At 67.2% G+C, this 24,224-nt stretch carries 16 protein-coding genes and 2 pseudogenes; 10 read left to right on the top strand and 8 right to left on the bottom strand.

Annotated elements, in window-relative coordinates; genetic code table 11:
* Positions 1-130: 130 nt before the first annotated feature.
* The gene (locus MKL11_RS29770) at positions 131-1,042 is read right to left on the bottom strand and encodes a LysR family transcriptional regulator (protein WP_243950376.1); all 912 of its coding nucleotides are present in this window, start codon (positions 1,040-1,042) and stop codon (positions 131-133) included.
* Between the two features lie 149 nt (positions 1,043-1,191).
* Between MKL11_RS29770 and MKL11_RS29765 the strand changes: the two genes are divergently transcribed.
* The 6 genes from MKL11_RS29765 to MKL11_RS29740 are packed head-to-tail and all read left to right on the top strand — an operon-like array spanning position 1,192 to position 8,121.
* Positions 1,192-2,403: an ABC transporter substrate-binding protein gene (locus tag MKL11_RS29765; protein ID WP_243950374.1), complete on the top strand. Its 1,212-nt coding sequence runs from the start codon at positions 1,192-1,194 to the stop codon at positions 2,401-2,403.
* A gap of 19 nt (positions 2,404-2,422) precedes the next feature.
* Positions 2,423-3,328 carry a 3-hydroxyisobutyrate dehydrogenase gene (mmsB, locus tag MKL11_RS29760; protein ID WP_243950372.1) on the top strand — a complete coding sequence of 302 codons (906 nt, stop codon included), beginning with the start codon at positions 2,423-2,425 and terminating at the stop codon, positions 3,326-3,328.
* Between the two features lie 26 nt (positions 3,329-3,354).
* Positions 3,355-4,866, top strand: a complete 1,512-nt coding sequence (locus MKL11_RS29755; protein WP_243950370.1) for an aldehyde dehydrogenase family protein — start codon at positions 3,355-3,357, stop codon at positions 4,864-4,866.
* 22 nt (positions 4,867-4,888) lie between these two features.
* The gene (locus MKL11_RS29750) at positions 4,889-6,244 is read left to right on the top strand and encodes an NAD(P)H-dependent oxidoreductase (RefSeq protein WP_243950368.1); all 1,356 of its coding nucleotides are present in this window, start codon (positions 4,889-4,891) and stop codon (positions 6,242-6,244) included.
* A 53-nt stretch (positions 6,245-6,297) separates the two neighbouring features.
* Positions 6,298-7,317, top strand: coding sequence for a TRAP transporter substrate-binding protein DctP (gene dctP, locus MKL11_RS29745; protein WP_243950366.1), 1,020 nt, complete (start codon positions 6,298-6,300; stop codon positions 7,315-7,317).
* Between the two features lie 21 nt (positions 7,318-7,338).
* On the top strand, positions 7,339-8,121 hold the full coding sequence (locus tag MKL11_RS29740; RefSeq protein WP_243950364.1) for an enoyl-CoA hydratase/isomerase family protein: 783 nt from the start codon (positions 7,339-7,341) through the stop codon (positions 8,119-8,121).
* Positions 8,122-8,432: 311 nt separating this feature from the next.
* Here the strand turns inward: MKL11_RS29740 and MKL11_RS29735 are convergent, their stop codons facing one another.
* The 7 genes from MKL11_RS29735 to MKL11_RS29705 form a co-directional block, all read right to left on the bottom strand.
* Complete coding sequence (locus MKL11_RS29735) at positions 8,433-9,626, bottom strand: iron-containing alcohol dehydrogenase (protein ID WP_243950361.1); 1,194 nt, start codon at positions 9,624-9,626, stop codon at positions 8,433-8,435.
* Positions 9,627-9,633: 7 nt separating this feature from the next.
* On the bottom strand, positions 9,634-11,253 hold the full coding sequence (locus MKL11_RS29730) for a flavin-containing monooxygenase (RefSeq protein WP_243950359.1): 1,620 nt from the start codon (positions 11,251-11,253) through the stop codon (positions 9,634-9,636).
* A complete protein-coding gene (locus tag MKL11_RS29725) occupies positions 11,250-12,209 on the bottom strand; it encodes an alpha/beta hydrolase (RefSeq protein WP_243950357.1) in 960 nt (319 codons plus the stop codon). The genes MKL11_RS29730 and MKL11_RS29725 overlap by 4 nt, the downstream gene beginning before the upstream one ends.
* A gap of 44 nt (positions 12,210-12,253) precedes the next feature.
* Positions 12,254-13,465 carry an ABC transporter substrate-binding protein gene (locus MKL11_RS29720; protein ID WP_243950354.1) on the bottom strand — a complete coding sequence of 404 codons (1,212 nt, stop codon included), beginning with the start codon at positions 13,463-13,465 and terminating at the stop codon, positions 12,254-12,256.
* 88 nt (positions 13,466-13,553) lie between these two features.
* Positions 13,554-14,300, bottom strand: a complete 747-nt coding sequence (locus MKL11_RS29715) for a GntR family transcriptional regulator (RefSeq protein ID WP_243950353.1) — start codon at positions 14,298-14,300, stop codon at positions 13,554-13,556.
* A gap of 1,292 nt (positions 14,301-15,592) precedes the next feature.
* The gene (locus MKL11_RS29710; protein WP_279600816.1) at positions 15,593-17,836 is read right to left on the bottom strand and encodes a PAS domain-containing protein; all 2,244 of its coding nucleotides are present in this window, start codon (positions 17,834-17,836) and stop codon (positions 15,593-15,595) included.
* Between the two features lie 18 nt (positions 17,837-17,854).
* The gene (locus MKL11_RS29705; RefSeq protein ID WP_243950351.1) at positions 17,855-18,328 is read right to left on the bottom strand and encodes a GAF domain-containing protein; all 474 of its coding nucleotides are present in this window, start codon (positions 18,326-18,328) and stop codon (positions 17,855-17,857) included.
* A 471-nt stretch (positions 18,329-18,799) separates the two neighbouring features.
* On the opposite strand from MKL11_RS29705, the gene MKL11_RS29700 reads away from it, so the two are divergent.
* The 4 genes and pseudogenes from MKL11_RS29700 to MKL11_RS29685 form a co-directional block, all read left to right on the top strand.
* Positions 18,800-21,223, top strand: a complete 2,424-nt coding sequence (locus tag MKL11_RS29700; protein WP_243950349.1) for a PAS domain S-box protein — start codon at positions 18,800-18,802, stop codon at positions 21,221-21,223.
* 141 nt (positions 21,224-21,364) lie between these two features.
* Entirely contained in the window at positions 21,365-23,155 is a 1,791-nt protein-coding gene (locus tag MKL11_RS29695; protein WP_243950347.1) for a sensor histidine kinase, read from the top strand.
* 235 nt (positions 23,156-23,390) lie between these two features.
* Positions 23,391-23,915 (top strand): annotated as a pseudogene (locus MKL11_RS29690) (thioredoxin domain-containing protein).
* Positions 23,916-24,065: 150 nt separating this feature from the next.
* Positions 24,066-24,224, top strand: a pseudogene (locus MKL11_RS29685) (IS630 family transposase); the annotation flags it as partial.

Raw genomic sequence — 24,224 nt, 5'->3', positions numbered from 1 at the left:
GCGCATCAGACCAAATTAGGCGAGGCTGCATGGCAGCCGCAAGAGATATCAACGATCATACTGAGTACGTTATGGCGACATTGAAATACTTATTCCAAAAATAAAGCTCGATTGAGCTCACTTTAATCAATTATGTGATCCTTTGCGGTAAAAATGATTGCCGAGCTGCGCGGGCGACTGAAACAATGAATTCCGCAGCGACCTTTGTCCGGTGGAGATGTACAAGATCGGCATGCATAAGAAGCCAGTACGTCCGGGTGATGCGAACGGTGTGCGGCAGAAGACGGATGAGGTCCGGATACCGGTCGGCCATGAAGCAGGGCAGGATGCAGAGACCGGCATCGCCTTGTGCGGCCGTCATCTGCGTGATGACGTTCGAGATGCGGATCGTCGGCTGCACGCCCGGCAGTGCCGCCGAGAAATAATCAAGTTCCGGTGAGAAAACGAGTTCGTCGATATAGCCGATGAATCGGTGCCGGTGCAGGTCGACCTTGTCTTTCGGCTCACCCCAGCGGGCGATGTATGCCGGTGTACCGTAGAGCCCCAGGTCGTAATCAGTCAGCTTGCGGGCGTGGAGGCGCCCGGTGGCGGGCCGGGTGAGGCCGATCGCCAGATCGGCCTCACGCTTTGAGAGGCTGAAGGCGCGCGGGGTCGCCACGAGCTCGATCGACAGGCCCGGATGGCGGGTCGAGAAATCGCCGATCCGCTCGGCGAGGCAGAAGGTCCCGAACGCCTCCGGCGCGCCGATCCGCACGGACCCCGTCAGGCCCGTGGCCGGGTCGACCTTGTCAAGCCAGATGCCCAGCGCCGCCCGCTCGATCTCCTCGGCGCGGGGCAGCAGCCGCTCGCCCTCGACCGACAAGCCGTAGCCGGTCGGCCGACGGTCGAACAGCTTGGTCCCGAGCGCGGCCTCCAGCCGCGAGAGGCGCCTGCTCAGGGTCGTGTGCTCAATGCCCATGTGCCGGGCGGCCTCCGTCAGCCGGCCGGCCCGCGCCACGGCGAGGAAAGCCTGGAGATCGTCCCACCGGTGCGTCGGTCTCATCTGTCAATCCGTGAGCGCGCGTTGTGCGGAAATTGACATAGACGCCCCGTGGCGTGTGCGCTTTTTTCACGGAGACCCGGCGCTGGTTCGCATGAACCGGCGCACGAGGATCAGAGCGGCATCAGACCGCGACCAGGGAGGATGGTGCGATGGCGCGGGCGCTTTGCCGTGCGGCCGCCGTGTTCCTGCTCGGCATCGCCTCCGCCTCGGCGGCGGAGAAGAGCATCAGGATCGGCGTCCTTAACGATCAGTCTTCGATCTATGCGGATATGGGCGGGCCGGGATCGGTCGTGGCGGCGAATCTCGCCGCCGAGGATTCTGGGCTTCGCGCGAAGGGCTGGACGGTCGACATCCTTGTAGCTGACCACGGCAACAAGGCCGATGTCGCCTCCACCATCGCCCGGCAATGGTTCGACCGGGAAGGCGTCGATGCCGTGGCCGACGTCACCAACTCAGCCGCCGCCCTGGCGGTGAGCCAGGTCGTTCGCGACAAGAACAAGGTGATGCTCGCCTCAGGCCCCGCCGTCTCCGACCTTACGGGCAAGGCCTGCACGCCGAACACCGTCCATTGGACTCACGACACCTGGGCGTTCGCCAACGGCATCGGCAAGGCGGTGGTCGAGACCGGCGGCAAGACGTGGTTCTTCCTCACCGCCGATTTCGCCTTCGGCCACGCTCTGGAGCGCGACACCGAGCGGATGGTGCTAGCGAGCGGCGGCACGGTGCTCGGTCGCGTCCGGGCGCCCAACAACACCTCGGATTTCTCCTCCTACCTCATCCAGGCGCAGTCCTCGGGCGCGGAGGTGATCGGGCTCGCCAATTCCGGCGGCGATACCGTCAACAGCATCAAGCAGGCGGCCGAGTTCGGCATCGTCGGCTCGAAGCAGCGGCTCGCAGGCCTGCTAATCTACATCACCGACGTCCACGCCATCGGGCTGCAACTGGCGCAGGGCCTTTCGCTGGTTTCGCCGTTCTACTGGGACAAGGACGACGGCACCCGGGCGTTCTCGGCCCGGTTCGCCGCCCAGCGCTCCGGGGCGAAGCCTTCGATGGTGCAGGCCGGTGTCTACGCCTCCATCCTCCACTACCTGAAGGCCGTCGCGGCTCTGGGCGATGTGCACGACGGAGCCCAGGTTGTCGCGACGATGAAGGCGATGCCGACGGACGATCCCCTGTTCGGCAAGGGCACTATCCGCGCCGATGGGCGCAAGATGCACCCGATGTACCTATACACGGTCAAGTCGCCGGCCGATTCCAAGTATCCGTGGGACTACTACGCCTACAAGGCGACGATCCCGGCCGAGGTCGCGTTTCGGCCCCTGGCCGAGGGCGGCTGCCCGCTCGTCGCCACGTCTCAGTAACGCACCGAGAGGAGAGGGCATGGCCCGGATCGGTTTCATCGGCCTCGGACGCATGGGCGTGCCCATGCTCCGCAACCTCCTGAAGGCGGGCCACACGGTCCGCGCCTTCGACCTCTCCGAGGCGGCCCTCGGTGTGGCGCGGGAGGCGGGCGCGGCCATTGCCGCAAGTGGACCCGAGGCCGCCGATGGGGTCGAGGTCCTGATCTCGATGGTCCCGACCGGGCGGCACGTCCTCGACATCCATACCGGGTCGGGAGGGACCCTCGCCCGGCTGCCGGCGGAAGCCCTGGTAATCGACTGCTCGACCATCGCCGTGGCGGAGGCCCGAGCCCTGCACGCGGCGGGGGCCGAACGGGGAATCCCGGTGCTCGATGCCCCCGTCTCCGGCGGGGTGATGGGCGCGCAGGCCGGCACACTGACCTTTATGGTCGGCGGGGAAGCCGCCGTCCTCGACCGAGCGCGGCCGGTCCTGGAGGCCATGGGTCGCAACGTGTTTCATGCGGGCCCGGCCGGCAACGGGCAAGCCGCCAAGGTCTGCAACAACCTCTTGGCAGGCATCTCGATGATCGCCGTCTCGGAGGCCTACACCCTCGGCCAGCGCCTCGGCCTCGACCCGGCGACCATGCGGGAGATCGTCTCGACCTCGACGGGAAGCTGCCACGCCCTGGTGAGCTACCCGCCGGTACCAGGCCTGCTGCCCAACGTCCCATCGAGCCGCGAGTACAGGAACGGGTTCGCGGCGGACCTGATGCTCAAGGATCTGCGGCTCGCCGAGCAGGCGGCCATGGAGACCCAGTCGAGCCTGCCGCTCGGCACCCTGGCGACAGCCCTGTACGGCCTGTTCTGCGGCGCCGGCTCGGGGGACCTCGATTATTCTGCCGTGATCCGCATGATCGAGGGCACGCCGCCCGCCGCACGGGCCTAGGCGTAGATCGGTCCGAAGGAGACATCATGTCCAACCCGCAGACCCCGGACATCCAAGCGCCTGGCGCCTATTCGAAGCCGATGCTGATCGGCGGGCGGTGGCGTCCCGCCCTGTCCGGCCGGACAATCGTCGTCGAGAATCCTGGGCGGCGGGAGCCCCTCGGGGAGGTGCCGCGGGGGGAGCAGGCGGATGTCGACCTCGCCGTCGACGCGGCGGCGGCCGCCTTCCCCGGCTGGTCGCGGGTCGCGGCCCGGGATCGGGGCCGGTTGCTCCTGACCATCGGCGAGGCACTCGAAGCCCGCCAGGAGGAGTTGGCGCGCCTCATCGCCAGCGAGACCGGGAACGCCTTGCGGACCCAGGCCCGGGGCGAAGCGCGCATGGTCGCCGACGCCTTCCGCTACTTCGGCGGTCTCGCGGGTGAGCTGAAGGGCCTCACCATCCCCCTCGGCGAGGGGATGCTGAGCTATTCGCGGCGGGAGTCCCTGGGCGTGGTCGGCGCCATCGTGCCATGGAATGCGCCTGCCCAACTCGCGGCCCTCAAGATCGCCCCGGCGGTCTGCGCCGGAAACACCATCGTCCTGAAGGCCGCCGAGGATGCGCCGCTGGCGGTGCTGATGATCGCCGAGATCTGCCAGGACCATCTGCCGCCGGGCGTCGTCAACGTGGTCACCGGCTACGGCAAGGAATGCGGCGAGCCGCTGGCCGCCCACCCCCTGGTCCGGAAGGTGAGCTTCACCGGATCGACCGCGGTGGGCAAGGCGATCATGCGCGCCGCCGCCGAGCGGGTCGCCCCGGTCTCTCTCGAACTCGGGGGCAAGAGCCCGTCCATCGTCTATCCCGATGCCGACGAGGATTGGGTGCTCGACGGGATCGTCGCCTCGATGCGCTTCACCCGGCAAAGCCAGTCCTGCACGGCAGGCTCGCGGATGTTCCTGCACGCGGACATCTACGACTCGTTCCTCGACCGGCTGGTCTCCCGCACCTCCGCGCTAAAGATCGGCGACCCGCTGGACGAGGCGACGGATGTCGGCGCCATCATCAACGAGCGCCAGTTCACCAAGGTCTGCGGCTACGTCGCGGACGGGCTGAACCGGCCGGAGGCGCGGCTCGTGACCGGGGGCCTGCCGCCGAAGGAAGGTCCGCTGACGAAGGGCTACTTCGCGGTGCCGACGATCTTCGCGGACACCTCGAACGACTGGCGCCTCGCCCGGGAGGAGATCTTCGGGCCGGTCCTCGTCGCCATCCCCTGGCGGGACGAGGAGGAGGCGATCCGCATGGCCAACGACAGTCACTACGGGCTCGCCGCCTACATCTGGTCCCGCGACATCGGCCGGGCGCTGCGGGCGGCCCACGCCGTCGAGGCGGGCTGGGTGCAGGTCAACCAGGGCGGCGGGCAGGCGCTCGGCCAGTCCTACGGGGGCATCAAGGAGAGCGGAATCGGCCGCGAGATGTCCCTCGAAGGCATGCTCGACAGCTTCACCGAGACGAAGAGCGTGAACGTCAATCTGGCGATTCCCCCGCTTCAGCCGCTGCGATGACCACGCGAGGGAGACGCGCACGATGAACCTGTCCCGATTGCTCCGGGAACGGCAGGAGGCCGGCAAGCCGGTGACGGTCGCCCTGATCGGCGCCGGCAAGTACGGTACGATGTTCTTGGCCCAGGCCCGCACCACGCCGGGCTTGCAGGTCGTCGCGGTGGTCGATCTGGACGTGGGGCGGGCCGCTCGGCAGCTCGCCTCCTGCCACTGGCCGGCGGAGCAGACCGACGCCCGGTCCTGCGAAGACGCGATCCTCACCGGCCGGACCTACCTCACGGCCGACGCCGAGGAGGTGATCCGCGCGGGCGGCATAGAGGTGATCATCGAGGCGACCGGCGACCCCCGCACCGGCATCCGCCTCGCGCTCGCCAGCATCGCGGCGGGCAAGCACGTCGTGATGGTCAACGTCGAGGCCGATGTGGTGGCGGGGCCGCTGCTGGCGCGCAGGGCCGCCCAGGCGGGCGTCGTGTACTCCCTCGCCTACGGCGACCAGCCCGCCATCGTCTGCGAGCATGTCGACTGGGCGCGGGCCTGCGGCTTCCGGGTCGTGGCGGCGGGAAAGGGCACCCGCTACCTGCCGCGCTTTCACCAATCGACCCCCGAGACGGTGTTTGACAACCTGCCGGGGCTGATCGAGATCGCGGACAAGTCCTCGATCAACCCGAAGATGTTCAACAGCTTCGTAGACGGGACCAAGTCGGCGATCGAGATGACCGCCATCGCCAACGCGACCGGCCTCCAGGCCCAGACGAACGGCCTCGTTTTCCCCCCGGCGAGCCGGTTCGAGCTCGCCGACGTGCTGCGCCCGAAGGACCAGGGCGGCAGCCTCGAATTCTCCGGCGTGACAGAATGCGTCTCGTCCCTCGCCCGCGACGGGACGAGCATTCCACACCATCTCGCCCATGGCACCTTCGTCGTGGTCGAGGCGGCCGAGGACAGCGCCTACACCCGTGAATGTTTCCGTGAATATCACATGCTGCCGGATGCGAGCGGGCGTTACGCCGCGCTCTACCGGCCGATCCATTTCAGCGGTCTGGAACTCGGCATTTCCGCAGCCTGGGCCACCCTGCTCAAGCAACCGACCGGAGCGCCCGTGTGCTTCACTGCGGACGTCGCCGCCATTGCCAAGCGCGACCTGAAAGCCGGCGAGACCCTCGACGGGGAGGGGGGCTTTTGCGTCTGGGGCCGGCAGATCCCGGCGGCGCTCTCCCTTGCGGAGGGCTACCTGCCCCTCGGGCTGGCACATCAGGTTGCGCTCATCCGCGACGTGCCGATGGGCGAGGGCGTCCGCTGGACGGATGTTGCCTTCTGCAAGGACGACCCTGTGATCGCCCTGCGTCGCGAGATGGAGGCGGCGTTCGACCCGCGTCTCACCTGAGGGGCTAGCCCCCGAACCGCCCGAGATCGTCCCCGCGCCCAGAGGATCCCGCCATGCAGACGCGCCGCGCCCTGCTCACCGCCGCCGTCGCGGCGCCCGCTCTCCTCCGGCTTGGGGGACAGGCGATGGCCGGACAGGACTTGAAGATCTCGCACCAGTTCCCCGGCGGCACGGAGGAGGATGGCGACTTCCGCGACAGGCTGTGCCGGAAGTTCGCGGCAATGCTCAAGCAGCGCTCCGACGGGGCGCTTACGGCGACGGTCTATCCGAACGCGTCGCTGATGAAGACCAACTCGCAGTTCATGGCCGTGCGCAAGGGCGCGCTCGATCTCAGCCTGTTTCCCCTAGCCTATGCCGGCGGGCAGATTTCGGAGCTCAATATTGGGCTGATGCCCTGCGTCGTTGGCTCCTATGCCCAGGGCGCCGCGTGGAAGACGGCGCCGGTCGGGCGCAGGCTCAGCGCGTTCCTGGCCGAGAAGGGCATCGTCATCGTATCCTGGGTCTGGCAGGCGAACGGCGTCGTGTCCCGTGCGAACCCGATCGTCGTGCCCGAGGACGTGAAGGGTCTGAAGACCCGCGGCGGCTCACGCGAGATGGACCTCCTTCTTCTCGCGGCCGGGGCGGCGACGCTATCGCTGCCCTCGAACGAGATCTACGCTGCGATGCAGACGGGGGCCGTGGACGCTGTCGTGACCTCCTCGACCAGCATGATTTCGTTCCGTCTCGAGGAGACCGGCAAGCACCTGACCTCAGCGCGTGACCGGACGTTCCTGTTCACCTTCGAACCGCTGCTGATGTCGAAGGCGATCTTCGACGCCCTGCCACCCGCGCACCGCGACCTGATCATGGCAGTGGGCGAGGAGTTGGAGCCGTTCGGAACGGCGGGCTCGAAGGCCGACGACGACAAGGTGGTCGGGGTGTTCCGGAAGGCCGGGATTCAGGCGCAGGACATCGACGCCGCCGCCTTCGAGAAGTGGCAGGCGCTCGCCCGCACTTCGACCTGGAAGGATTATGCCGGGCGGAGCGCAGAATGCGCGGAACTGCTCAAGCTGTCTCAGGATGTTCGGGTGTGAGGGCGGCCGGGAGGTATCGGAATGGGTGGTGAGATCCGCACGGAGCGGTCGGGTCCCTCGGTGACACTGACGATCAGCCAGCCGGCCCGGCGCAATGCCCTGACGGTGGCGATGTGGCAGGACCTCGCGGCGCATGTCCTCGACCTCGCCGGGGACGACGAACTCCGCTGCATCGTCATCCGCGGCGGCACCGCGGAAGCCTTCTCGGCCGGCGCCGACATTTCCGAATTCCACACCTCACGCTCCACCCACGAGCAGGTAGTGCGATTCCACGAGGAGTATGTCGGCGGGTGCCTTTCCGCGATCGCGGAGTGTCCCGTGCCAATCGTCGCCGCAATCCAGGGGGCCTGTTTCGGCGGCGGCCTGGAGATCGCTGTAGCCTGCGACCTTCGGATCGCATCACGGGATGCGCGGTTCGGAGCGCCGGTCGGACGGATAGGCTTCCCCCTGGCCCTCGGCGAGACCGAGGGCCTGTTCCGCCTAGTCGGGCCTTCCGTGACCGCTGAGCTACTGATCGAAGGACGTCTTTTCGATGCCCCGACGGCCTGCGCGAAGGGGCTGGTGAGCCGCGTCGTGGAGGTTGCGGATTTCGAGGGCGCCATCGCGGAGACGGTCGGGAACATCTGTGCCAGCGGCATCCAGGCGGCCCGGTCGCACAAGCGCCAAATCCAGCGGTTGATGCGGGATGCCGCGCCCGTCACCTACGCGGAGAGAATGGAAGTCTATAGCTTCGCCGAGAGCCAGGAATATAAGCACGGCGTCCAAGCGTTTCTCACCAAAGCACTCACGCGAAACGGCAAGTAACTTATTACTCTGCCAAAATTGACGCTTCAATTTTAAGAAATTTTGTGAACTTATTCAAAATTAAATTGAGCTTATACTGTTTCGAGCTGACTGCCATGACTAGCGGGAAGGCCAGACGGGGCCGGGCCTAAGAGCGCATCGCGACGGAACTGAGCTGGATGGGCCGAAGGCCATCGAGGTAGACTTCCGCGCCGCGGTCAACACAGATGGAAGCGGGAGTGCGGCCGCGGCGCTGTTCCTGGCTGGCGTCCGCCCCGGTCGCTGAGCATCGTCGTACCCAGCGCTTGGCCCCTCCCTCAACCTCGGTCGCTTCACCATGCCATCTCGAGGATCGCCATGAGATCATCCACCCCCGGGATCGGCCGAAGGTTGGCGCGCACGAACGCATTGCCGAGCGACGTCTCGGCGATGCGCGTGAGATCCGCCTTGACGACTCCAAGCTCAGAGATGCGCGAGGGTAGGCCAAGGGCGATCACGAGGTCGCGTACCGCCTCCGCCGCCGAGGCGTTCGGCCTACCCAGCGCAGCCGCGATCTGCGAATCCCGATTCGGTGCCGCTGGTGCGTTGAACGTCAGTACCGCCGGCAGCAAGACGCAGGAGGTGATGCCGTGCGGGACGCCCGCTACGGCCCCGAGTTGATGGCCGATCCCGTGGCTGGCTCCGTAGCGGACCCGGCCGATCCCTGCGGCCGCGAGCCAAACACCGAGCTGCCCCTGGTGACGCGCCGCCGGGTCACGGGGATCGCGAGCGACGGCTTCAAGACCCGCCCGCAGTAATCTCAGGGCACGCAGCGCGAGGGCGTCCGTGAACGGGTTGGCGTCGCGCGACAGCACGGTCTCGGCGGCGTGGTCGACCGCACGGATCCCAGTGGAGAGCCAAAGGCCCAGGGGCGTGTGGAGTGCTAACGCGGGGTCATAGACCACCACGTCGGGAGCGAGGGTGTCGGCGCGAAAGAGGTGCTTGATCCCGCCCTGGGTCGCACCGCCGATTAGGCCGAACTCCGCACCTGAGAGCGTAGTCGGCACCGCCACGATCGCCGGTTCCGTGCGTGCGCCCGGGGAGGGCTGCTGCACCCCGTCGGCACCAGCCCCCGCGCGCAGCGCCAACAGACTTTCGGCATCCGTGACGCGGGTTGCGGCGGCGAGCGCAGCGATTTTCACGGCATCGATGGCGCTGCCACCGCCGACGACCGCCACCGCGTCCGCGCGCGCCTCTTGGATCCGCTCGACAAGCGTGAGTACGACGTCGAACGGCGTGTGCGGCACCAGATCGATAAAGGGATCGAGCGCATTCACCCCGAGTCTCGCCAGCGCCTCGACCACGATGGGGACGCCCATGAGCGAGCGCGTGACCACCGGCAGAACCCGGCCCCACCTTCGTTCTTGTGCGAGGTCCGGCAGGGCCTCGCGCAGGTCAGCGCCGTACAGGACGCGGGGATGGCATTTGAGGTCGAGCGCTCCCGCCTCTACATCCTCTCCCACGATGTCGCCTCCAGTGCCGGCCATCCCGGCCTCAAATCCCCGCTAGCTTGAATCCTCGGTAGCGCTCCGCCGCGACCGCGTCGCAGATTGCACGGTACTTATCGAGGCCCGCCACGTAGGGCATGAACACCCGCGGCTTGCCCGGAATATTGGCGCCCACGTACCAGGAATTGGCCAGCGGGTAGAGCGTCGTGTCCGCCACTTGGTTGACGTGCTCGACCCAGTCGTCCTCGGCGGCGGCCTCGGCGTCGATGCGCGCGATCCCCTCCCTGCGCAGATGTGCAAGGCAGTCGGCGATCCAATCCACATGCTGCTCGATCGAGGCGATCATGTTCGTCTTGACCGAAGGACTGCCGGGTCCGGTGATCATAAAGAAATTCGGCAATCCCGCTGTCATCAGACCAAGGTACGTGCGCGGCCCGTGTGCCCACTTTTCGGAAAGCTGCAAGCCACCCGCCCCGCGGATGTCGATGTCAAGGAGAGCCCCGGTCATCGCGTCGAAGCCGGTCGCGAAAGCAATGGCGTCGAGTGCGTACTCTTTCGTTCCGGTGCGCACGCCCCGCTCGGTGATCTCGACGATCGGGTCGGACCGCACGTCTACCAGGGTGACGTTCTCGCGGTTGAACGTTTCGTAGTAGCCGTTGTCGAGGCACAGCCGCTTCGTGCCGATTGGGTGATCATTGGGCATCAGGAGGCGGGCGACCGCAGGATCCCGCACGATGCTCCGGATCTTCTCGCGAACGAAGTCGCAGGCGGTATCGTTGGCTTCCTTGTTGGTCAGCAGATCTTTGTAGGCGTAGAGGAAGCTGATGTTGCCCCCCGTGCCCCACTTGCGTTCGTACACGTCGGTACGGCCCTCTGCCGTGTCCTCCAGGGCAGTCAAGGGCGGGGGTGGGTGGCCGGCGATGCCAAAGGGGGTACGCTTAGCCTCGTCGCGCCAGTGGGCATAGCGCGCCTTGTGCGTGTCCTCGACCTCCGGCGTCATCACGCGATTGACGCCGGGCACGCTGAAATTAGCCGTGCGCTGGAAGACGAACAGATGGTCGGCCTGCTCGGCAATCACGGGGATCATTTGGATTCCTGACGAGCCGGTACCGATGACGCCCACGCGGCGCCCCGTGAAGTCCACACCCTCCTCCGGCCACAGGCCGCTATGGTACCAGTCGCCCCGGAAGGTCTTCAGCCCCGGGAAGTCCGGCACCCGCGGCAGCGACAGGTTGCCGGTGGCCATGATGCAGAACGGCGCCTCGAACACCTCGCCGCCCGCCGTCGTCACCGTCCAGCGGTCGGTCGCTTCGTCGAAGATCGCTGAGATCACTCGCCGCTCGGTGAGGATGTCACGGCGCAGGTCTAGTCGGTCGGCCACGTGGTTGGCATAGCGCAGGATGTCGGGCTGGGCTGAGAAGCGTTCCGGCCAGTTCCACTCCTGCTGCAGATCTTCGGAGAACGAGTAGGAGTACTCCAGGCTTTCCACGTCGCAGCGCGCGCCGGGATAACGGTTCCAGAACCAAGTGCCGCCCACGCCCTTACCCGCCTCCAGGGCTTTGACGCGGAAGCCGAGCCCACGCAGCTTGTGCAAGGTGTACAGGCCGGCGAAACCGGCTCCAACGACGACGGCGTCCAGCTCAGTTCTCATTGTATGCTCGCTCATGCCGTTTCTCCCGTTCCATCCACCCCGCACGCCGCGATAGCGCGCGCGACATCGTCGAATGCGGCATCCGCCTCCTCGACGTGGTTCATCATCCTCACAAAGCCGTGGCCCATGCGATCGTAGTGGCGCAGGCGGACCTCGACACCCGCCTCGGTGAGGCGTCGAGCGTAGGCCTCGGCCTCATCGCGCAGCACGTCGTACTCGGCCGTGCCGATCCAGGCCGGAGGCAGCCCGGAGAGGTCGGATGCGCGCAGCGGCGAGATGCGTGGGTCCGCCCACGAGGCTTCCGGGGCGTAGTGACGAAAGAACCAAACCATGTCCGCGCGTGTCAGGAACAACGCGTCATCCGGCAGGCCATAGCTCGGGGTGTCCATGTCGCAATCGGCGACCGGGTAGAATAGCACCTGCAGCGCGACGTCCCCCGCCCACCCAGCGGCCCGCCCCGCCGCCAGGGCGGCGGTGGCGAGATTTCCACCCGCGCTGTCGCCGGCCACGACGAGGGGGCGCCCGGGCGCGATGAAGTCGCCTCGGTGCGCGGCGACCCAGCTGATCGCATCCTCGACATCCTCGAGCCCCGCAGGGAACGGATGCTCCGGGGCGAGCCGGTAATCAACCATCAGCAGGGCGCAACCGGTACGCGCCGCCAGCGCCCGGGCGATCGCGCCGTAGTCGTCCAAGGTCCCGACTACCCAACCGCCGCCGTGCACGTAGACGATCAGCCCGGCTGCTGGCGTGCTCGGCTCCAATGCCGGCCGGATCAAGCGCCCCCGCACCGCACCGCCGCGCGTCGGGATTTCGAGGTCGCGCACCGCGCCGACCTCGGGGCCAGCGCCGAGCGCGGCGCAACTTGCGGCAAAGCTTTCGCGCGCCTGTCCCGGCGTGCACGCCGCGAAGGGCTGGCGTCCGGCCTCGCGCGCTGCCCGGAGCAGGCCAACCAGCGTGGGATGTAGGCTCACGTTCGGCCCCTCACGGCGATTCGGAGTTTCTTGTGCGCCATCGCTCAGTTCTGGTTCACCAGGGGGCAGCCTCCCTCGGACACGGGCCGGAAGGCCTCGTCGCCCGGGATCGTGGCGAGGATCTTGTAATAGTCCCAGGGGGCCGTGCTCTCGGCGGGCGTCTTCACCTGGAACAGGTACATGTCGCGCACCAGGCGCCCGTCTTGCCGGATCTTGAAGCCAGCGCTCCAGAAGTCCTCGACCGGCAGCTCCCGCACCTTACGCGCGATCGTCGCTGTCTCATCAGTCCCGGCCGCGGCGACCGCCTTGAGGTAGTGACGAACGGCCCCGTAGACGCCGGCCTGGACGGAGGTAGGGGCCCGCCCGCCAAATCGCTCCATGAACCGCTTCGACCAGGCGCGGGTCTTGTCGTCCTTGTCCCAGTAGAACGCATTCGTGAACACGAGGCCTTGGGCGTCTGCCAGCCCGATGGCGTGGATGTCGGTGATGAACATCAGAAGGCTCGCGAGCTTCTGCCCGCCCTGCGTGATCCCGAACTCCCGCGCCTGTTTGATCGAAGTGATCGTGTCGCTCCCCGCGTTAGCGAGCCCGATCACTTTGGCCCCGGACCCCTGTGCACGTAGCAAGAAGGACGAGAAATCCTGCGTTGCGAACGGGTGGCGTACCGCTCCGGCCACCGTCCCGCCCGCCCGCTTGACGAAGCTCGACGCATCCTGCTCCTGCGCATGGCTGCCGGCGTTGTCGGCTGTGAGGAAGAACCACGTGTCGCCGCCCTGCTTGACTAAGGCTCGCACGGTGCTGTTCGCAGTAGCGTAGCTGTCGTAGGTCCAGTGGACGGTAGTGGGTGAACAGCGCTTGCCGGTGAAGTCGGACGAGCCGGGCCCGGAGAGGAACAGCATCCGGTTCTTTTCGCGGGTGACGTCTTGGACGGCGATCGCAGTCGCCGAGGCCGGGACGTCGAAGATGGCGTCGACGCCCTGCGTATCGATCCAACCGCGCGCGATGGCCGAACCAATGTCGGGCTTGTTCTGATGGTCGCCGACGAGGATCTCGATAGGCTTACCCAGTACGGTTCCGCCAACTTCTTCGATTGCCATGCGTGCGGCAATTACCGAGCCTTGGCCGCCAAGATCGGCAAAGATGCCTGACTGGTCGTTCAGGACCCCGATCTTGATGACGCCACCCGAGACCTGCGAAGCCGCGGGCGACATTAGCGCTAAACTAATTAGCAGCCACGTGGCGAGCTTTCCAGTCATGGCGTCCTCTGGCTTATATTTTGTGTCGCGAGCAGTTTTTTACTCGTCTTTTGTAGTGACTTTCGCCTTGGGGTCGGACGGCGTTTCGTCATCCACCACAGTCTGCGAACGGTCCGGAATGAGGCGGCTTTGCGGGATCTCGTGTCCGCCCAAGGGGGTCCATCACGAGGTCCCGAGCGTGGCTCAGATGATCGCGAAGGTGTCCAACCGCTACCGCCGCGTCACCGGCCGCGATCGCGTCGAGGATCGCCACGTGCTGCCCGAAGTTCGCCGACAGGCGATCTGGGTGGCCGGCGTGCAGCACGGACGACAGGCGCTGCATGCGATCACGCAACCCCGATAGAACGCGCACGATCTCAGCATTGCCGTGGAGTTCGGCAAGCGCGCGGTGGAACGCCATGTCTTTGTGGTGGTAGGTCTTCGCATCTCCCGCACGGACACAAGCCTCCTGCTCGTCGAGCAGTTCGCGGATCGGTCCGAGGCGGGCAGCGACACCACGGGTGGCTAGGGCCGATACGACGTGAGTCTCTAGCGCTGTCCTGAGCTCGTAGAAGTCCAGTATTGCCCGCGGCGGCAAATCGGGAAGACGAATCCCAGCATTAGGGACAACAACTATCAGTTCCTCCGCCCGCAGCCGCGACAGCGCGGCGCGGATGGGGGCGAGCCCCAGTCCGAGCTGGGCGGACAGTTGACGCTCCGAGAAGGCCGCACCAGAGCCTTGGCTGTCCAGCAGCATAGTCTTGATACCGTCGTAGGCCGTTTGGGTCAGCGAGGCGCGCGGCCCAAATCTCACACGGTCGGGCTCGAGCCCGTACTCACATCGCGTGAGATTCATTCCACCGTTCCCACCGATCTGCCGACACCGTTTCACGAACCATAGTTACGAAATGTCAGTGACATGTCAACGCTGGCTGGAACTATATCGCTGATTGTCGATCGCTGTGAACCTGCGGTTGCGATTGTGGGGATCGCCCGGCGGTGGTGCTGCAGCTCCTTCTTTTGCTCAACGAAGCCCTAGGTTGCCTAACGACGCGCGCGGGGCTCGGCCTCGATCAGCTAAGTCAGGCTCCTGCTGCCTTTCGCACGGCGGCGGCGGTGGACGGTGAGGCGCCGACCTTCCGGCAACCTCCCAGTCGGTTAAGCCTTTGCCGAACAAGTTGCGTACCGCCTCGCGTGCCTTTTCCCGCGTGCAGGCTCACGTTCCGAACAAGGCTCGATTCGACGCGGCTCGGGTAGCCACAGTCATAAAGTGTGAGCAGCAGGGCGGGATGATAGGACGGCCGCCCGACGCGGCTGGCGTCACGCCTGCAAAACTCAGCGTGGCGCGGCCGATGGCATTCACGAAGGCGTCAACAAACACACTGGGTTGTCCGCTTCAATCTAGTCTTCTAGGCAGGCTGGAAACAGGCTCAATCGGCTACAGTCGCTAACCCACCCGGAAGCGTTTCATTCCGCCCCTACCGTAGCAACTCATGTTAATCCCCTCGACTTATCCACACAGCCAGGGTCGATCGGATGCCGTCCGCATTTCGAGGCGACCTTCTCCGAAACGGAACGACGGCTTTCGGGATGTGTTCGTCGCTGTCCGCGCGACCGCTTCGGGTGGTTTTCGGCCCGTCCGCTTCCGGACGGCCGGTGCATCGAAGCGGACAGAGCTAAGGGACCGTTCACGACCTTTCACGAACGGAAAATTAGTTCCAGCTCACGATCTGCATTCTAGCAGGAGAAGACGCTGTGGTCGGCGTCTGTCATGTTGGTGTGGCGCCAATGGCACTGTGCCGATTGCTCAGAGCCTCAACGGGAACTCAATCCAGATTGGCTGTTTGCCCCTCATTGGGTGGTCTGGGGCCAGGGAGGCCGTTCGGTGGGGAAAAGTGCCTCTGATGAGGGAAGTGATCCTGTTCGCGACGAGAACGGACAACCTCTCCCGGAAGGGTCGGTCATATGGGTGCAGCCGGGATCACCCCACGCGATCCAGCACCACCTCGGGCGCAAGTTGCAGGGCATGTTACGCCCAGATCCCGGCAACGCCCTTGCCGGACCGCCTGAACCAACTCCTTGCCCAGCTGGATACGGCCGGCGGGACGGTTTGATCGCCCGGCATGCTCCCGTCGCGGGATCCGAGGTCTAGCTCGCCATGAGACCGCGCCGCGGCGCGACGATGGTGCAGACCACACCAGAGGGCGGGTAGCTCAAGTCAACCTTGCCGTCGAAGCTTCCAGCAAGCCCGCGTCCGATCAGCCGGGTGCCGAACCCCGCGCGCTTCGGCGCCACCACCGCCGGACCGCCTGCCTCATTCCAACGCAAGGTGACCGGAGCGTCGTCGCCGTCGCCGTCGATATCCCAACTGATGGTAACCCGACCGTCCGCGTTCGAGAGCGCGCCGTACTTGGCGGCGTTGGTCGCCAGCTCGTGCAGCATCAACGACAGCGAAAGCGCCGCCCTGGAACCCACCATTACAGCCGGGCCATCGAGCATGAACCGATCCGGACGGTCACGGTGGATGTCGAGCGCGCTCTCAATCACGCTCGTTAGCGGGGCTTTCGACAGGGAGCCACCGAGTAGGAGGTCGTGCGACTTGCCCAGGGCGATCAGTCGGTTGGCCAGCACATCCCGGGCGGTGTCGAGATCGGCCGCTCCACGCATCGTCTGCGTGGCGATGGACTGCACCATCGCCAGCATGTTCTTCATGCGGTGGCTCAGCTCGTGGTTGAGCAGTTGTTGCTGCGCCTCCGCTTCGATGCGGGCGATGGCCGACCGGGTGCGGTCGGCCACGTTGCGCACGAAGGCGATGTCCTCCTGCGCCCACTCCCCCGGTTCCGCCCTCACGGCGTAGAACAGGGCCACGAAGCGGCCGTGCTCCATCACCGGCAAGTTGAGAAGCGAGCGCGTGCTGATGGCAGTCAATGCCTTGGCATCGGCGGCGGTCCGAGGATCACTACCGGTGTCGTCGATGACGACTTTGCGCCCGGCTCTGAGGTCTTCGATGTACGAGCCATAGGCGCGGAAATGGTGTAGCCCGGCGATGTCGGTGAGGCCCGACGCGGTCCACCCCTGTTCCACGAGGATCGTCTCTGCGTCGGGATCGACCTGCCCGTAGCCCGCGTGGCTAAGTCCGAGCGTGCGCCCCATGACCTCAGCGGCGATCCGGCTGATCTCGCCCTTGTCGCCCACGTCGCGCAGCCGGTCGCCCAGCTCCGTCATGGCCGCGCGGCGAACCTCGGTCCGTTTGCGGCCCGAGATCTCCAGGAACAACGCAGCGAACTGCTGGGCAGACTGCTTGTGTGCCCGGACCTCGAACGTACGGTTCAGCTCTGGGACGTGGATCTCGAACTTCTCAGGCTGTCCGGTCTCGACGGTGCGGGCGTAGGTGTCGATCACCCACTGCGGGATAGCCGGCACAAGCTCGCGCATGGTGCGCCCGGCGCTGCTGGCCGGAAGCCCGGTCAGCCCGGCGAACGCTGGATTGACCTCCAGGAACCGGATGTCCACCGCCTTGCCAGCCTCATCGCGGATCAGCTCGGCGCTGAGGAACCCCTCCTGCATCCCGCTGAACAGCCCGCGCCAGCGTTCCTCACTGACCGCGAGTTGACGCTCGACGGACTTTTGGTCGGTGATGTCGCGGGAGACCGACAGGATCTTCTCCGGCTGCCCATCCGCGCCGAGGATCGGCGTCACCTGCACGTCCCACCACTTCGGGGTGCCGAGATAGGTATCGGCCGATCCCTGGAAGTGGCCGACGCCGCCGGCCTTGGCGGCTGCGAGGGCCGCGACAGCATCGTGATGACCCTGGCCCTGCCAGAAGTCCGGCCACGGACAGCCGCGGATGAGGTTGAAGTCGCTGACCTCCATCACCCGCATGCCGCCCTCGCTCATAAAGGTCAGGCCGCCGTCGAGGTCGAGCACCTTGATGCAGTCGGCCGAGGAGGCGAGCACGCTGCGCATGAACTCGGCATCGGCTTGCTGCCGGGCAGCGGCGTTGCGCTGGTCGGTGCGGTCGCGCAAGATCTTGATGAAGCCCTCGGGCTGCCCGCCCTTGTCCTTGAGCGGCATCATCTCGCCGTTCGCCCAGAACTTGGTGCCGTCCTTGCGCACGTGCCACCGCTCGTCGGTGCCGCGCCCGTGCAGCAGAGCCGCGCCCATCTCCTTCTCGGCGATCTGGTCGCGTTCGTCCTCCTGGGTGAAGAAGACGTTGGCATGCCGCCCGAGCATCTCAGCCTCGGTCCACCCGAGGATCTGCTCGGCCCCCGCGTTCCAGCTCGTGACGCGGCCGTTCAGATCCATCGCGATGATGCCGTAGTCGATCGCGCTCTGGAGGATCGCCTTGTTGCGCCGGTCGCTCTCGCGGCGCTCCTTAAGGGCGCGTCGCAGCTCTAGGTTGGTGATGACCTACTGGGCGAGCGTGCGCAGGGTGAACGCCTGTGCCGGGGTCAGCCGATTGGGCTTAGTGTCGAGGACGCACAGGGCGCCGAGATTGACGCCGTCCGCCGTCCTCAACGGCACGCCAGCATAGAAACGCACTGCCGGTCCGCCGGTCACGAGCAGGTTGTCGGCGGTGCGCGGATCGAGGGTGAGATCGGGGATCTCGAACACGTCGTGCTGCTGCGCGGCGTAGGCACAGATGGACTGCGAGATGGGGGTCTCGCTCTGGCCGAAGCCGGTCTCGGCCTTGAACCACTGGCGCTCGCCGTCGAGCAAGGAGATCAGCGACACCGGCATGCCGCAGGTCTCGGACGCTACCCTCACGATGCCGTCGAACTCGGCCTCGGTCAGCGTGTCGAGAATGTCATAAGCGGCGAGTGCAGCTTGGCGTCGCGCTGTGCTGTCGATCTGTTCCACGACCACCCGTTCGAGCGTCGTCAACCCCAGGGCCGAGATCTGGGTTTCGCAGCCCGTCGATCTGATGTGAATGACTGGAACGCCTTATGCCATAGGTGACTGATACAGACACGGGAAGGTGACCGGGCAGATCGCCGCTTGCTCGGAAGCGGCTGTCGACGTTCAACCGGCGGGAACAGGGGTGCAACAACGTATTCGCGACCGGTTCCTGGGGTCTCCGACCGCCCTGCGGTCCGGTCCAGGCCGGCCAGGAACGCCGGCGTTCCGGGAGCACGGGGGTGCGCGTCCCGTTCGTCCGGGGCTGTGCAACACCACGGTCGGGCCGGGAACGGGGCGGGACGGCTCGCCATGCAATCCCGGGCCACACTTCCCGGACGACCCGGCCTCCGTCATACGGCTCCGGGATGCGTAGGCCAACGGCACGCAGCGGCAACCGACGGCTCCGTCGGGACACCGGCGGACGGACCCACCCAGTATCCGGTCGGGACAAGCAGGATGGAAACGGACTTCGAGGACCTGCGCCGGCAACTGGCGGACGCGAAGGCTGAGATCGAGCGGCTGCGGCGGCGGAACGAGGGGCACGTCCATGCCCCGACCGGCGACGAGCGCACCTCGGCGGCCGGGACCGACCTGCTGTTCACGGCGGCGGAGAAGACCCGCATGCCGCAGATCGTCACCGATCCGAACCTGCCCGACAACCCGATCGTCTTCGCCAACCGCGCATTCCAGGAGCTCTGCGGCTACGGAGCCGACGAGCTGATCGGCCGCAACTGCCGATTCCTCCAAGGCCCGGGCACCGATCCTGCCAACGTCGCCAAGGTCCGCGACGCCGTCGCGGCGCGGCGCGACGTGGTCGTGGAGATCCTGAACTACCACCGCGACGGCACGCCGTTCCGGAACGAACTCTACGTCAGCCCGGTGTTCGATCCGGACGGACATCTGCGCTACTTCTTCGCGAGCCAACTCGACGTCACCCGGTTTCGCACCGAGGAAGGCCGGCTCGCCGAGAGCGAGGCGCGCTATCGCACCCTGTTTGAGGCCGTGGACGCCGGCTTCTGCATCGTCGAGATGCGCTACGATGCGGCTGGGCGCGCCGTCGACTACCGCTTCGTGGAGGTCAACCCGGCGTTCGAACGCCATACCGGGCTCCGCGACGTGGCCGGACGCTGGGTCAGCGAGGTCGTCCCGGGCCTGGAGCGGTCCTGGCTGGACGCCTACGGCGGGGTGGCGCTGACGGGCGAGGCGGCCCGCTTCGAGAGCGGCGCGGTGGCACTCGGCCGGTGGTTCGACGTCCACGCCCTGCGCATCGGCGAGCCGGCCCGGCGCCGGGTCGCCATCCTGTTCAACGACATCACCGAACGGCGCGAGGCCGAGCGGGTCCTGGAGGAGACCGCCCGCGACAGGACGGACGAGCGCGACATGGTCTGGCGCACGAGCCGCGACCTGTTCCTCGTCTGCGGCTTCGACGGCCGCTACCGCTCGGTGAACCCGGCCTGGACCGAGACGCTCGGCTGGTCCGAGGACGACCTCGTCGGCGCGCACTTCGACACATTCATCGACCCGGCCGACAGGTCCGCCGTGGAGGGGGTGTTCGACGACCTCGTGAACGGCATCGTCCTCGACGGCCTGGACGTGCGGATGCGAACGCGCGACGGAGGCTTCCGATGGCTGTCGTGGTACGCCATCCCCCGCGACGACCACTTATATGCGGCGGGCCGGGACGTGACGGAGCGCAAGGCCCTGGAGGAGCAACTCCGGCAGAGCCAGAAGCTGGAGGCGGTGGGCCAGCTCACCGGCGGCGTCGCGCATGACTTCAACAACCTGCTGACGGTCATCAAGTCGTCCACCGACCTGCTGAAGCGGCCGAACCTGGCCGAGGAGCGCCGGATCCGCTACGTCGACGCCATATCGGACACCGTCGACCGCGCGGCCAAGCTGACCGGCCAACTCCTCGCCTTCGCGCGGAGGCAGGCCCTCCAGCCGGAGGTGTTCGATGTCGGGCGCGGCGTCGCCTCGGTCTCGGACATGGTTCGCACCCTCACGGGCTCGCGCATCCACGTCGAGACCCAGGTCGAGCCGTTCCGGGACGCCAGGGGGCGGGAGGGTCTCTGCCTCGTCGACGCCGACCCGAGCCAGTTCGACACCGCGCTGGTCAACATGGTGGTCAACGCCCGCGACGCGATGTCGGGCGAAGGGCGCATCACCATCCGGGTGCGGCCGGTCGGCGTTGTCCCCGCGGTCCGGGCCCATCCGGCCATGCGCGGCGACTTCGTCGCGGTCTCGGTCGCCGACACGGGCAGCGGCATCGCCCCGGATGCGCTGGGCCGGATCTTCGAGCCGTTCTTCACCACGAAGGGCGTCGGCCAGGGCACCGGGCTCGGGTTGTCCCAGGTCTTCGGCTTCGCCAAGCAGTCCGGCGGCGAGGTCATCGCCGAGAGCCGCCTCGGCGAGGGCGCCACCTTCACCCTGTACCTCCCGCGCGCCAAGGCCGCCGCCGTCCCCGAGGCCGAGGCGCACGAGCTGGCGGACCTCGCCGAGGGCCACGGCACCTGCGTCCTGCTGGTGGAGGACAACCATGAGGTCGGGGCCTTCGCGGCGCAGGCGCTGGAAGAGCTCGGCTATAGCACCGTGTGGGCCGTGGACGCGGAAAAGGCCCTGAACGAGTTCGAGCGCATACCCTACCGGTTCGAGGTGGTGTTCTCCGACGTGGTCATGCCGGGGATGAACGGGGTCGATCTCGCCCGCGAGCTCCGCCGCCGCCGGCCCGGCCTGCCGGTGGTCCTGACGTCGGGCTACAGCGAGGTGCTTGCCGAGCAGGGGACGCACGGGTTCGAGCTCCTGCGCAAACCCTACTCCGTGGCCGACCTCTCGCGCATCCTCAGGCGCGCGGTGGGGCGCGTCGGCACCGGCGCGCACTGACCGCCGTCGCGGGGAATCCCCGCGGCGACCGTCCCGGGGCGGGGTGCGTCCATCGGGCCCGCCGCGCCTCGATCGATAGATAGCCCTGGCTAGCGGGCCGGGGCGCTGCCCATGGCTTTGCAGCCGAACCGACCTAGTTCGGTGGCCGGGTCCCGGGAGACGACGGGCTTCACCAAGCTCGGGAACTCGATGTCACTAACCAAGCGGATCGTGGGCCTTGTCGTCTTGGCGCTGATCCCGGCGTTAGCCGTCCAGGGCTACAACGAGTACGCGCTCCGCGCCGCCCGGGCCGAGGCCGTCCGGAAGGAGGCCATGCGCGGGGCGAAGGCCGTCGCGGCCGACTTGGGGCAGTTCGGTCGCGGGGCGCGGCAGATCCTCGCCATCCTGGCCGGAGTGGCCGAGGTCCGCGGCAAGGACGCCCGGGCCTGCACGGCGTACCTCGCGACGGTCGGCGGGAAAGTCCCCGGCTCGTTCTTTTTCGGGGTCGCCGACCCGGACGGGCGCATCCGGTGCAACACGCTGGGATCCCCGGTCGGGGCCTATTCGGTCGCCGACCGGTCCTACTTCCAGGAGGCGATGCGCACCGGCGGCTTCGCCATCGGGGAGGTCGTGTCCGGCCGGGTCACCGGACGGCCCACCATCCAGTTCGCCCAGGCCATCGCCGACGAAGACGGCGACGGTCGCCCCGAAGGCATCGTGATCACGAGCATCGACCTGTCCTACCTCGCGGCACGGCAGTCCGATGCCGGGTTGCCGCCCGACGCCGCCCTCACGGTCGCGGACCGGAACGGCACGATCCTGGTCCGGCTTCCCGACCACGAAGCCTGGGCCGGCAAGCCGCTGCCGACAGCCTTCTGGAAGGCCCTAGCCGACCACCGCGGCGGCGTCGCGGACTTGACCGGATTGCGGGGCAACCCGCGGATCACGGCGGTGGCCGGAGGCGCGCCGGGGGACCTCCACGACATGACGGTGGCGGTGGGCCTCTCGCCAGCCACGGCCTTCGCGGACATCGATGCCGCGACCCATCGCGGGGTCGTGCTGATCGGCGTCGGCGCGATCCTGGCCGTCGCGGCCGCGCTCCTGGCCAGTCGCTCCTTCATCCGCAGGCCGGTGCGGCGCCTGCTCGGGGCGGCCGGCGCGTGGCGGGCGGGTGAGTTGGGGACCCGGACCGGGTTGTCCGGGAGCGACGAGTTCGGCCGGCTCGGCGAGGCGTTCGACGCCATGGCGGCGTCGCTGCAGAGGCACCAGGGCGAGTTGCGCGAGGAGGTCGCACGCAGCCGGGTCCTGCAGGAGCGGCAGACGATGATGTTGCACGAGTTGAATCATCGCGTCCGCAACACCCTGACCACCGTGCAGTCCCTGGCGCGGCAGGCCCGCCGGGACGAGGATCGCGGCGAGCGGCTTGAGGGACGAATCCTCTCCCTTTCCAAGACCCACGACCTGCTCTCGCGCGACGACTGGGAGGGCGCCTCGCTGCGCACGGTGCTGGAGAACGAGCTCGCCCCCTTCCGGGACGAGCAGTTGCACCGCTTCGGCCTGGAAGGGGCCGACATCGACCTCCCACCGCGCTACGTCTTGGCGCTCGGGATGACGGTGCACGAGTTGACGACCAACGCAGCCAAGTACGGCGCCCTCTCGACCGACGCGGGCCGGATCGACGTCGCCTGGAGGGTCTTTGTCGGCGAGAGCGGCACGAGGCGGCTCGCCCTGGAATGGCGGGAGAGCGGCGGCCCGCCGGTGCGGGAGACGGGCAAACGAGGCTTCGGCACGCGCCTGATCACGGGCGGGGTCAGCCGTGAACTGGGGGGCGAGGTCCGTCTGGAGTTCGCCCCCGAGGGTCTGCGCTGCAGCCTCGACGTGCCCCTCGACGAGCCGGAACGGTTCACCTCGTTCGCCGCCGCCTCGGACGTGCGACCGATCGGCAGGGCCTGAAGACCGAGCGACGACTACAAAACGATACGTGCGGGCCACCGTTTGTCATGAAAGGGACGCCTGGGTCCCCGAACCTCAGCTTCATTGGCTTGCGGACGAACGAGGCGGCCGCGTGAAGACAGAGACCAGCACTCTAAGCCAGCGCTTCGCCCGTCGTACCCTGCTTCTCGGCGCGATCCTGGGCCCTGCGTTCGCATTCGCCCCGGCGCGGGCGGCCCCCGTCGATGACCCAGCGATGGCGGGCTCGTTGGGCGACATCTGGGTCGGCTCGGCCGATGCAAAGGTGACCTTCATCGAGTACGCCGCCGTCACCTGCACCCATTGCGCGGCCTTCCACGACAAGGTCTGGCCAAGCATCAAGGCCCGCTGGATCGACACGGGGCAGATGCGCTTCGCATTGCGCGGATAGCCGCTGAACCCCCTCGACACCGCCGCCTTTATGCTGGCCAGGGCCGACAGCGGGCGGAACTACTATCCGGTCACGGACCTGCTGTTCGAGAGACAGAGGTCCTGGGCCTTCGTCGACAAGCCGCTCGACGCGATGCGCGACCTCCTCCGGCAGGCTGGCTTCGACAAGGCCAAGTTCGATGCCGTGCTCGCCGACCAAGCCCTCTACGACCAGGTCAACCGCGTGCAAGCGCAGGCCATGAAGGTCCTGGACGTCCATTCGACGCAGACCCTGTTCCTCAACGGCGAGCGACACGAAGGTGCGCTGCCGGTCGAAGCCTTCGATGACATCGTCCGGAAACTTCAGGGCTAGGGTTGGACCCGCGCGATCAGCCGACCCATCATCTTCCCCCGGCGCGAAGGACGCTGCGCCGTAGGCCCATCTGGCCCGGGGCGCACCACGAGGAGACTGATACCAACCCTCGTTAAGTGGGACTCACGGGGTAGCGTCGGCGGCTGAGGGGTGATTCTGTCTTCGGGTTTGGAGCCCGAGGAGGATGTCATGGCTGCTCCGGTACCGCTGCGGTCAGACTTTGACGCTGACGGTCTGCGCACCTTGGCCAGGTGCGCGCGTGATCCCGCCCAAACACGGCGCCTTCTGGCTTTGTCGGCGATCTATGCG

Origin of the sequence: Methylobacterium sp. J-077, from assembly GCF_022829365.1 — a bacterium.
Lineage (GTDB): Bacteria > Pseudomonadota > Alphaproteobacteria > Rhizobiales > Beijerinckiaceae > Methylobacterium.
This window is presented reverse-complemented; position numbering and strand designations above follow the sequence as displayed.

Bases quoted from the DNA above. Each gene is read 5' to 3' on its own strand.
- MKL11_RS29770 (WP_243950376.1), bottom strand. From the start codon at position 1,042: ATGAGACCGACGCACCGGTGGGACGATCTCCAGGCTTTCCTCGCCGTG.
- MKL11_RS29765 (WP_243950374.1), top strand. From the start codon at position 1,192: ATGGCGCGGGCGCTTTGCCGTGCGGCCGCCGTGTTCCTGCTCGGCATC.
- mmsB (WP_243950372.1), top strand. From the start codon at position 2,423: ATGGCCCGGATCGGTTTCATCGGCCTCGGACGCATGGGCGTGCCCATG.
- MKL11_RS29755 (WP_243950370.1), top strand. From the start codon at position 3,355: ATGTCCAACCCGCAGACCCCGGACATCCAAGCGCCTGGCGCCTATTCG.
- MKL11_RS29750 (WP_243950368.1), top strand. From the start codon at position 4,889: ATGAACCTGTCCCGATTGCTCCGGGAACGGCAGGAGGCCGGCAAGCCG.
- dctP (WP_243950366.1), top strand. From the start codon at position 6,298: ATGCAGACGCGCCGCGCCCTGCTCACCGCCGCCGTCGCGGCGCCCGCT.
- MKL11_RS29740 (WP_243950364.1), top strand. From the start codon at position 7,339: ATGGGTGGTGAGATCCGCACGGAGCGGTCGGGTCCCTCGGTGACACTG.
- MKL11_RS29735 (WP_243950361.1), bottom strand. From the start codon at position 9,626: ATGGCCGGCACTGGAGGCGACATCGTGGGAGAGGATGTAGAGGCGGGA.
- MKL11_RS29730 (WP_243950359.1), bottom strand. From the start codon at position 11,253: ATGAGCGAGCATACAATGAGAACTGAGCTGGACGCCGTCGTCGTTGGA.
- MKL11_RS29720 (WP_243950354.1), bottom strand. From the start codon at position 13,465: ATGACTGGAAAGCTCGCCACGTGGCTGCTAATTAGTTTAGCGCTAATG.
- MKL11_RS29715 (WP_243950353.1), bottom strand. From the start codon at position 14,300: ATGAATCTCACGCGATGTGAGTACGGGCTCGAGCCCGACCGTGTGAGA.
- MKL11_RS29700 (WP_243950349.1), top strand. From the start codon at position 18,800: ATGGAAACGGACTTCGAGGACCTGCGCCGGCAACTGGCGGACGCGAAG.